This is a genomic window from Nostoc sp. NOS(2021) (assembly GCF_017115025.1).
Classification (GTDB): Bacteria; Cyanobacteriota; Cyanobacteriia; order Cyanobacteriales; family Nostocaceae; genus Nostoc.
This window is the reverse complement of record NZ_JABXKM010000176.1, coordinates 1-9854: the sequence shown is the minus strand read 5'-3', so window position 1 is coordinate 9854 and position 9854 is coordinate 1. Positions and strand designations below refer to the sequence as shown.

The following is a 9854-nucleotide window of genomic DNA, read 5'->3' as shown; positions in this document are numbered from 1 at the left end:
GGGGAGTGGGGAGTGGGGAGTGGAGAAGAAATAACCAATGCCCAATGCCCAATGCCCAATGCCCCACTCTAATAGAGCTTGTGCCAAAATTAAATCAAACTTGAGAGCAAAAGCGAAGTGGGGTTTGTACCCATCTCATGAGAAGCAAAACTATGCAAGCAATTCGTCAAGGTGATGTAATTTTACTACCTGTGCAGCAGGTTGAAGGAGAAAAAATACCTCATTTAACTTTGGCAGAAGGCGAAGTTACGGGTCATAAACATCGGATTACTGAGGGAAAGGCGGAATTATACGAAAAAGATAGCACACTTTATTTGCGTGTGTTTTCAGAGACGGCATTGCTAGCTCATGAGGAGCATAAAGCTATTTCTATTCCCCAAGGTCATTGGATGGTGAAAATTCAACGGGAATATGAGCCTGAAGGTTGGCGTTATGTCGCTGATTGAAAAGTTAACGCCTGAGCAAGAAGCTTTGATTCCAGTTTATCGCCAGAAGTGGAGAGCGATCGCGCTTTCAACTGAGCGAATTGATCGTGAAAAATCGGCAGAAGTTGTTAAAGCTGCATATACAGCTATCGGTAAACAACAACCGGAAATTATTTTTTGTGACAGTCCTCATGCTGGTTTAACAAAAATTCTTAAAAAGTATCCTAAATTAAATTCAAACAACATAGATGTCATAAATTTAAATAATGAGTTTATGAACTATATTTTTACAGTTTTAACTAATAAAAATTTAGAATTATCATACCAAATAGACACACCGCTTATGAGACAATTAACTATCTTCAACCGAGATTTTGTTATATTTGAATATGTATTAGAAAAGAAATCAAAATTCAAAATTCATAAAATTAATTTAGATCGTCTTTGGTTTAAATCGCAATATTTGGCTAGCCGTTGTTGTTGGGTAGATTTTTATGTGTCTGTATTAAATTGTTCTTACAACAAAATGAGATGGAAGAGCTTACAGTCTCTATCAAGGTTTTGTGGTTGGATTTCTCCATTTGAAAAAATTTGTATAATATGCGATCGCCCGCTTCACCTGCGCTTCGACAATGAAAATCGCCTCCACGCTGAAGGCGAACCCGCCATTGAATTTATTGATGGATATAGCCTTTACTCATATCACGGTGTAACCTTGCCTGAAAAGTACGGTAAAATCCACCCGCAGCAATGGCAAGCTGAATGGCTTTTATCAGAGGAAAACGCCGAACTCCGCCGAGTGTTAATTCAGGGTATTGGTTACACCCGAATTTGCAAAGAATTGCAAGCTATTGAATTAGATACTTGGGCTGAATACACACTATTAAAAATTGATGCTGATGTTGACGAAGAACCAATTTATTTATTAAAAATGACTTGCCCCACTACAAGATTCATTCACGCCTTGCGAGTTCCACCAAATATGAACTCAGCGCGTGAAGCAATTCGCTGGGTAAATTGGGATGTAGATCCAGAAGAATTTGGTGTGCAAACATAATTGCTTAAGGGACTTTCCCATTTATAAATTGTTCAAATAGATGAAAATTTTTGATTAGTAAAAATGATTTACACGCTAACACCTGAGCAAGAGGCTTTAATTCCAGTTTATCGGGAAAAGTGGAGAGCGATCGCGCTTTCAACTGAGCGAATCGATCGTGAAACAGCGGCGGAAGCGGTCAAAGCTACTTATGTTTTGATTGGTATGGAAGAACCTGAGATAGTTTTTTATGATAGCCCGAATGCTGCTTTGATAACTACTTTAAGCAAATTATCACAAGATTTAAGCAAATTATCACAAGAACTTGGTAGCGGTTGGTTTGGTAGTAGTTGGGATGGTTCGGATCTGTGGGGGGAATTAGGTATTTATGAACTACCGCCTGCAAACGTATGTAACGACCTAGAGGATGAATTATATAAACAAATTGATAGCGAACTTCTTTCTCTACTGAACTTTGAATTAGCAAGGAAACTAGAGAATAGTATGAATAATTGTACCCATTGCTGGGAATTGTGGAGCGAATTAGACAGACAATTGGAAAGTCAACTACAACTTGAAGTGGAAAATGCCAAGGAGGACTGCATTCACTATGAAATATTAGCTTGCGGTGCAAGTTTCAAGGATTTTTGTATTTCGGTTTTGAATTGTGTGTACGATCAAGTTAAATGGAATTCCTTTGAGTCAGTAGTCAAAGAGTGCGGCTGGATTTTCGCAGGTAAATATACTTGTATAGTATGCGATCGCCCGCTTCATCTTCGCTTCGACAATCAAAATCGCCTTCATGCTGAAGGCGAACCCGCCATTGAATTTATTGATGGATATAGTCTATATTCCTACCACGGTGTAACCTTGCCTGAAAAATACGGTAAAATCCACCCGCAGCAATGGCAAGCTGAATGGCTTTTATCAGAGGGAAATGCCGAACTACGGCGAGTACTAATTCAGGGTATTGGTTACGCCAGAATTTGCGAAGAATTACAAGCTATTGAATTAGATAATTGGCAAGAATATACACTATTAAAAATTGATAATAATGTGGATATCGAGCCAATTTATTTATTAAAAATGACTTGCCCCAGTACAAGCTTTATTCACGCCTTGCGAGTTCCACCGAATATGAACTCAGCGCATGAAGCAATTAGCTGGGTAAATTGGGGTGTTGATCCAGAAGAATTTGCTGTGCAAACCTGAGTTTTGAGTTGGACAACAAACTAAAAAAATAGTAAGTATAGACACAAACGATGCATCTTACTATACATCAGTAAAATTGACTGCACAGGAGCCAACTCTACACTTCAACATGATTTAATCTGATGGTAACGATAGTAGACTGGTGTAGCAACAAGTCGCTACTCTTTGTTGGAGCCGTAGAAAAGACGCAAATTTATCCTTTGCGTCTTCAGATAAGGGACTGACAAATAAAAAAAATCCCAAATTTTCTTGTGGGATGGGTGTCCGCACTACGTGCCGCTACGCGAACACCCGTCCCATATTCAGGGCGGGCTTTCCTGCCCACCCCACAAGATGGATAATTTATTTCTTGTCAGTCCCTAAGATTTTAAAGATTAGAAAGTGAATGTGGTTCTCACTGTACCAATCACAATATCATCGTTTTGATTGTCATGATCTGGCGATGTTAGCCAGATAACTCCTGGGGTAATGCTGATATTGTCACTCAGTTGATATTGATAGAAACCTTCAATGTGATATGAAGTGTCTGGATCTTTGTTGATACCTGCATTGCTGAGAGAACTGCTCACGCTGGTAACTTTAGGTTCCATAGCGACAATAATGCCTGCAATGTTATCTTTTTTACCAAGATGCGGGAAAGCCAGTGTGACGGCATAGTTCCAGATGTCATATTAAATAATTATACAACCTTCATATTTAACTACGTATATACATAGAGATTTTTTCGGACGCAATCGCCTTCACATCCTTTATTTTAAACATCTTTTTGCCATCTTCAGATTTATTGGCTCAATAAATTGTTTTGGTAAAAATGATTGCTGCCCACTACACAAATACCAGGATGATCTGCCAAAGTATGGGTATCAAATGCTTAAGGAAATAAATCAATGTCTACTGTGCAAAAACTATCATTAGCCTTAGTTGGAACAGCAGTTCTTTTGATGAGTGCTAACCCAGCTAGCGCTGTTAGCCTGAGTACAGGAAACTCCATATCTGTTCCAGGAGAAGGTCAAAAGACTAATATTCAAGGAGCTACAACGATCGACTTCAATTCAGGGACAGCAACCGATCCAAACGGATTTGCTACTTACTCTACAACCAATGGAATTGTCCAAGGGACTCAACCTAATCAATATGCTGCACCGGCTGGTGATACAAGCAATTATTTAACTATTTCTCCCATAGGCTCCAGCGTTGCAGGCAGCACTGGTTCTGTGACAATTAATTTTGCTAAAGCACTTGATTACTTTGGCTTGTACTGGGGTTCAGTTGACAAGTCTAATTCAAATTTGAATTCGATCGCATTTTTTAACGGCGATACTCTGTTGAATACCTTTACTGGACTCAGTGTTCCTGGAACTACTACTAACGGTGGTGATCAGACTAGTCCTAAAGACAATGTTTTCGTTAATTTCCTCGCAGATCCGGGACAGACTTTTAACAAGGTAGTTCTAAGTTCTAGCGGTGTTGCATTTGAAAGTGATAACCATGCCTACAGAGCAGCTAGTGTCCCTGAACCTACTTCTATGTTGGGTTTACTAGCCTTTGGTGCTGTGAGTGCGGGGTCATTTATCAAACGGAAATCAAAATTAGTTTAAAATAATCTATTTACCTCGTCTGAAAAACTAACAATCTCGTTCTCGTTTTAAGAAATAAAACCCAGCATTTTTTGCTGGGTTTTTATTTTTGAAATCACACATAAAAGCGAAGACGCAAAGATTGAAGAAGAATGCAGAATTCAGAATTAACACGCTCTCTACGAGACGCTGCGCTATCCGTCAGAGTTCATTCTGAATTCTGACTTCTGACTCCTGAATTCTGTTTCGATAAATTTGCGTCTTCAAGCAAAATTGTGAAAATTAAAAAGTGAATGTGGTTCTCACTGTACCAATCACAATATCATCGTTTTGATTGTTATGATCTGGCGCTGTTAGCCAGATAACTCCTGGGGTAATGCTGATATTGTCACTCAGCTGATATTGATAAAAACCTTCAATGTGATATGAAGTGTCTGGATCTTTGTTGATACCTGCATTGCTGAGAGAACTGCTCACACTGGTAACTTTAGGTTCCATACCGACAACAATGCCTGCAATGTTACCTTTTTTACCAAGATCCGGGAAAGCCAGTGTGACGGCATAGTTCCAGATGTCAGCATCGCCAGGAGTAACTGAAAGGATGCGAGCTTTGGTCAAGCCAGCCCAACCGCCAATCACAAATTTTGAGCTAGGTTGAAAGGATGCTTCTATACCGTAGGAGTTAGTAGAAGCATTCTGCAATATGTCATTAGCGTTATTGCTACCACCACTACCATTGGCAAAAAAAGTATTTTTGTAGGCGTTAATGTAGGTCAAACCAAGGGTAATTTGGTTACTAGGCTTAACAGTTAACTGCCCCATAGCACCATAAGCACCGTTGAACAGTCCAGAGCCTAGCTGAGGGTTAGCGGCATCATTCGCTAAATACCCGAAGCTTAGTTCCAGCTTATCACTGAACTCGTGTTTGATTCCTATACCAGTACCATTGACTAGATAATAAATTGGGTTGCGAGTCCCAAAATGGGAAAGGGCACCGCTACCACCGTCCCCATCTAGGTACGGGTTGACTGTGTTGGTGAAATCATCAATTGCACCTGCATTTGCTTCCAGGGTGACGCCTGTTTTTTTACCGAGAGGGAATTGATATAACAGCGCGTCTATCACAACTCCATTACTGTTGTTACCACCAGCAAATCGGAAGTCACCTTCTGGTGTAAAGGTAGCAGTCTGAGAGAAGGGGTCTAGGTTTGTTGCCTGAAGTCGTGTTCTGAGTAAATCTTGACCTGTGAAACTGGTGTCGAGGTTCAGACGCACCCGGTCTGCAAGGACAACATTTTGGTTGACTTTTTGACCATTAACTGTATTTCCACTTATGACACCTGCGATCGCCATTACCACTTCCCCATTCAGTTTGGTTGTGGTTGAAAACCGATTCGCCTCCAATTCAGCAGTACGTACTTCTACTGAATCTACACGACCCCGGAGTGTCGCCAGTTCGGCTGAAAAGTCTTCTTGCAACTTTTGTAATGTGGCTAAATCTTCTTTTTTAACTAAATCGCCAGTGGCTGTAGCAATTAGTTCGTTAACCCGATCAAGACAAGCATTCAAACCAGCAGCAAACTCATATCGCGTTAATGCCCGATTACCACGATAAGTGCTATTTGGGTATCCTGCAATACAGCCATAGCGCTCAACCAAGGACTGCAATGCTTGGAATGCCCAGTCAGTGGGTTGTACGTCAGAAAATTGAGACACGGAGGTAACTTGCCCCATTCTCTGATCTGGCGCTAAGTTCGTAGCTCTTGTGTCTGGATTAGCTAAAACTTGCGGTTGATTGATTTCAGACGTGCTGGATGTTTCACCTGCAAATGCAGCAGTATTCACAAATAGTATTACACCGCAGACTGCTGGACTAAATAGCAGATATTTACAGAATTTTTGCATTTTTTTCCTCACACCGATCTCCAATTCACACCCAAACCACGTTTAAAAAAACGTGGCTTTCTAAGAATATTTGTCAGTAATTTTATCAGAAGTTAGGAAACTTTTTAACAAAAAAAGTCAACAAATCCTAATTATTCAGGGAAAACTAAATTGCAGAGGGCTGTACCATCTGAAAAAGTTTTGTTGTTACTCATTACACATCAAACCCAGAATGATATTATGTGTCTTGAATGAGAATGAGAATTATTATAGTATAAAATGCAGAATAGGAATTGTGACAGAAGCAGACTTGCATCCGCTTTGAGGAGAAAACACCGTGATTGTGAATTGCACAGGACTTAGAACAGGCAGGCAAAGAAGCGGCATTTTGCCCATAATTGCTTTGCTAATGTTGTCAATGGCGACTGGCTGTAGTCAATCGAATAGGAATCAGGGAACAACTTCCGAACAGTCGCCGCAAGCACAGGAAGCTGTATCTACCCCACGGTTGCAGTCAGGAAAAACTAAAATAGTGACGACATTTTTGCCGATATATTTGTTTACTAAGGCAGTGGCTGGAAATGTCGCAGATGTAGAAATTCTAGTGCCACCTGGTACGGAGGTACATGAATATCAAGCGACACCAGAAAATGTCAAAGCGATCGCCACTGCGAATGTGTTAGTAAAAAATGGTTTAGGTTTGGAGGTATTTCTGGAAAATACTGTCAAAAATGCCCAAAATCCCAAATTAACTGAAATTGATGCTAGTAAAGGTATTAAACCCTTAAATGAAATTTCACCTGTTGTGAAAACGACGCAAGAGGAAAAAGACCAGGAACATACCCAAGGTAATCCTCACGTTTGGTTAGATCCAATTTTGGCAAAACAGCAGGTAACAAATATTCGGGATGGATTAATTGCTGCTGACCCCGCGAACAAAGCTACTTATGAGGCCAATGCTGCGGCTTATGTTAAAGAATTAGAAAGTTTAAACAGCGAATTTCAGCAGACTTTGCAGAAAACTCCTAGTTGTACTTTTATTACCTTTCATGATGCATTTCCATATTTAGCTAAACGTTATAACCTCAAGCAAGTTGCTGTGGTGCAAATTCCCGAAGATCAACTTTCACCAACGGATGTACAAAATGCAGTCAATGCAGTGAAAAAGTACAAAGTTAAAGCCTTATTTAGTGAACCAGGAGTAGATAATAAACTGCTGGTTAGCCTCTCCAAAGACTTGAAGTTAACTTTGCGTCCTCTGGATTCTCTGGAAACTGGCGAAACAGATCCGCAACATTATTTTCAGGCGATGAAAGCTAATTTACAAACTCTAGAAACGGCGTGTAAATAGGTTTGTCATTTGTTAGTTGTCCTTTGTCCTTTGCAAATGACCAATGACTAATGACCAATAACCAATAACCAATGACCAATGACCAATGACTAATGACTAATAATATTTTGAAAGTAGAAGGATTAACTGTCTATCAAGGCAGCTATCTAGCTGTTCGAGATGTTTCCTTTGAATTGTTGCCAGGAACAGATACAGCCATCGTCGGCCCCAATGGCGCTGGTAAAAGTACTTTGGTAAAAGCGGTTTTAGATTTGATACCTCGAAGTGCTGGTACGATTGAAATATTGGGTCGTCCAATTGCAAGGCTGGGGCGTTTACGTCACCTGTTGGGCTATATGCCGCAAAACTTCATCTTTGACCGCAGCTTTCCCATTTCTGTCAAGGAATTAGTGGGGCTAGGATGGGCTAATGAAGGGAAAAGAAAGAATTCATTTTTCTCCAAGCTGTGGAGACAAGACCGAGAAAAATCGGCAGCAGTAGGAGAAGCTTTACGGCGAACTGATGCTTATCATTTAGAGCATCAAGCTATTGGTACTCTTAGCGGTGGTCAACTGAAGCGGGTTTTATTAGCTTATTGTTTGGTAATGCCTCGGAAACTGTTGGTACTAGATGAAGCCTTTGCTGGTGTTGATGTGCAAGGTACAGCAGATTTTTATGCTTTGCTAAATGAATTAAAGCGGGAGGAAGGTTGGACGGTATTGCAAGTTTCTCATGATATTGATATGGTAAATCGCCATTGCGATCGCGTGCTTTGCCTGAATCAAAGCATTGTTTGTACTGGTAAGCCGGAAATTGCCCTTTCACCGCAAAACCTGTTAGCAACCTATGGCCCAGGTTTCAGTCGCTACCAGCACCAACATTAATGCCCATAAGTATGAATTTCTTCAATGATTGTCAGATAGCAAGGCTAGCGATCGCCAATAGCAATGACTTGGTAAGCTTGTTACAATTTCCCTTTATGCAGCGTGCGATCGTAGGTGCTGTATTAATGGGAATACTTGGTGGGATGTTGGGCAGTTTTGTCACCTTGCGCCAGTTGTCCTTTTTTAGCCACGCGGTTGGTCATGCAGCATTAGTAGGTGTGGCGTTAGGTGTGCTGCTACAAATAAATCCTACTTGGATGCTGTTACCTTTTACCTTAGTTTTTGGCGTTATTGTCCTCTACTTTATCGACAAAACCGACTTAGCTAGCGATAGCGTACTTAGCATAGTGCTATCTGGGGCATTAGCGATCGGTGTGATTCTCACGAGCCAGATTAAAGGATATCGTGGCAACTTGATGGCTGTGCTGTTCGGCGATATTCTAGCGATCGATACCACAGATTTAATTTTGACGCTGCTAGTACTTGTGGGAGGTAGCATATTTTTACTGTCAACCCTGCGGCAGCAAATTTTATTGACCCTTAACCCGGATGTAGCGCAAGTTCAAGGTATTCCCGTCCAGTTGTACCGCTACGTGTTTGTGGTCTTGCTTTCACTCGCCGTTGCTGTAGCGATTAAAGCTGTCGGGGTTTTATTGGTGAACGCCTTTTTGGTTATTCCCGCCTCTACTGCCAAACTGATGAGTCATCACTTTAGCCGTTTTCTGGTCATATCGGTGATAGTTGGTTCCATCAGCAGCATTGTTGGCATTATGTTATCAGGTATTTTCAACCTTGCTTCTGGCCCAAGTATTGTTCTTGTCCAGTTTTTGCTATTTGTAGCCGTTTTCATCTGGTTCAAGTTGAGCTTGAAAGCTGCATAAATATTTTTCTCCAAGGTCTTGCTATATTCTTTGATGTTTGCTATATTTATTAATCGTGGCTCACAAAAGCCCCAGCCGGGATAGCTCAGTTGGTAGAGCAGAGGACTGAAAATCCTCGTGTCACCGGTTCAAGTCCGGTTCCTGGCATACTTTACAGCTAAAAACCTGTCTGGCATAAGGCATAAACTGGCATAAAACTGGCATAAGCCAAAAGCCTTATATCCTACATAATCGCTAGGAGGCTTACGGGTTATAGTTCCCGATCGAAAGCGCTACCTCATAACTGATAGCACAAACATCACCACCTTCTGTTTATCGTCATCGGGCTTTGCGATCGCATCCTCGTGTCACCGGTTCAAGTCCGGTTCCTGGCATAATTAAAAAAAAAATTATATATATCAAGCATTTCAGCAGATTTAGGCTGTTTGAGAAGCTTAGTAGATATCAATCTCTACTAACCTTCTGTCTACTAAAACTCTACTAAAGCTCTACCTCCTGAACTTCTCCTAATTACAAGCTTTTTTAAATTTATATTAATAAATCTAATTTAATCAGGACTTACGCATTGACAATAAATAGTAAATATGTGTAACGTGAATAACCACATCTTTCGTAGGGGTAAAGC

The 9854-nt window shown here is 40.7% G+C and carries 8 protein-coding genes, 1 tRNA gene and 1 pseudogene; 8 read left to right on the top strand and 2 right to left on the bottom strand.

Annotated features, from left to right (window positions below; translation table 11 throughout):
* Positions 1-152: 152 nt before the first annotated feature.
* The 3 genes from HWQ41_RS20625 to HWQ41_RS20615 all read left to right on the top strand — a co-directional run bounded on the left by HWQ41_RS20625 (position 153) and on the right by HWQ41_RS20615 (position 2673).
* A complete protein-coding gene (locus tag HWQ41_RS20625; RefSeq protein WP_292766820.1) occupies positions 153-446 on the top strand; it encodes a hypothetical protein in 294 nt (97 codons plus the stop codon).
* Positions 433-1482, top strand: coding sequence for a DUF6745 domain-containing protein (locus HWQ41_RS20620; RefSeq protein ID WP_292766817.1), 1050 nt, complete (start codon positions 433-435; stop codon positions 1480-1482). The genes HWQ41_RS20625 and HWQ41_RS20620 overlap by 14 nt, the downstream gene beginning before the upstream one ends.
* A gap of 63 nt (positions 1483-1545) precedes the next feature.
* Complete coding sequence (locus HWQ41_RS20615) at positions 1546-2673, top strand: DUF6745 domain-containing protein (protein WP_292766814.1); 1128 nt, start codon at positions 1546-1548, stop codon at positions 2671-2673.
* 374 nt (positions 2674-3047) lie between these two features.
* On the opposite strand, the pseudogene HWQ41_RS20610 reads toward HWQ41_RS20615, so the two are convergent.
* A pseudogene (locus HWQ41_RS20610) lies at positions 3048-3341 on the bottom strand (iron uptake porin); the annotation flags it as partial.
* A 219-nt stretch (positions 3342-3560) separates the two neighbouring features.
* Between HWQ41_RS20610 and HWQ41_RS20605 the strand changes: the two are divergent.
* Positions 3561-4271, top strand: coding sequence for a PEP-CTERM sorting domain-containing protein (locus tag HWQ41_RS20605; RefSeq protein ID WP_292766811.1), 711 nt, complete (start codon positions 3561-3563; stop codon positions 4269-4271).
* 261 nt (positions 4272-4532) lie between these two features.
* Here HWQ41_RS20605 and HWQ41_RS20600 read toward each other — a convergent pair whose 3' ends face one another.
* A complete protein-coding gene (locus HWQ41_RS20600; RefSeq protein WP_292766808.1) occupies positions 4533-6155 on the bottom strand; it encodes an iron uptake porin in 1623 nt (540 codons plus the stop codon).
* Positions 6156-6543: 388 nt separating this feature from the next.
* On the opposite strand from HWQ41_RS20600, the gene HWQ41_RS20595 reads away from it, so the two are divergent.
* From HWQ41_RS20595 to HWQ41_RS20580, 4 genes are all read left to right on the top strand, one after another.
* The gene (locus HWQ41_RS20595) at positions 6544-7485 is read left to right on the top strand and encodes a metal ABC transporter substrate-binding protein (protein ID WP_292766824.1); all 942 of its coding nucleotides are present in this window, start codon (positions 6544-6546) and stop codon (positions 7483-7485) included.
* Positions 7486-7577: 92 nt separating this feature from the next.
* The gene (locus HWQ41_RS20590; RefSeq protein WP_292766805.1) at positions 7578-8348 is read left to right on the top strand and encodes a metal ABC transporter ATP-binding protein; all 771 of its coding nucleotides are present in this window, start codon (positions 7578-7580) and stop codon (positions 8346-8348) included.
* A gap of 11 nt (positions 8349-8359) precedes the next feature.
* Positions 8360-9229 (top strand): metal ABC transporter permease, encoded by an 870-nt coding sequence (locus tag HWQ41_RS20585; protein WP_292766822.1) that lies wholly within the window; start codon positions 8360-8362, stop codon positions 9227-9229.
* A gap of 74 nt (positions 9230-9303) precedes the next feature.
* Positions 9304-9376 (top strand) — tRNA-Phe (locus tag HWQ41_RS20580).
* Positions 9377-9854 lie beyond the last annotated feature (478 nt).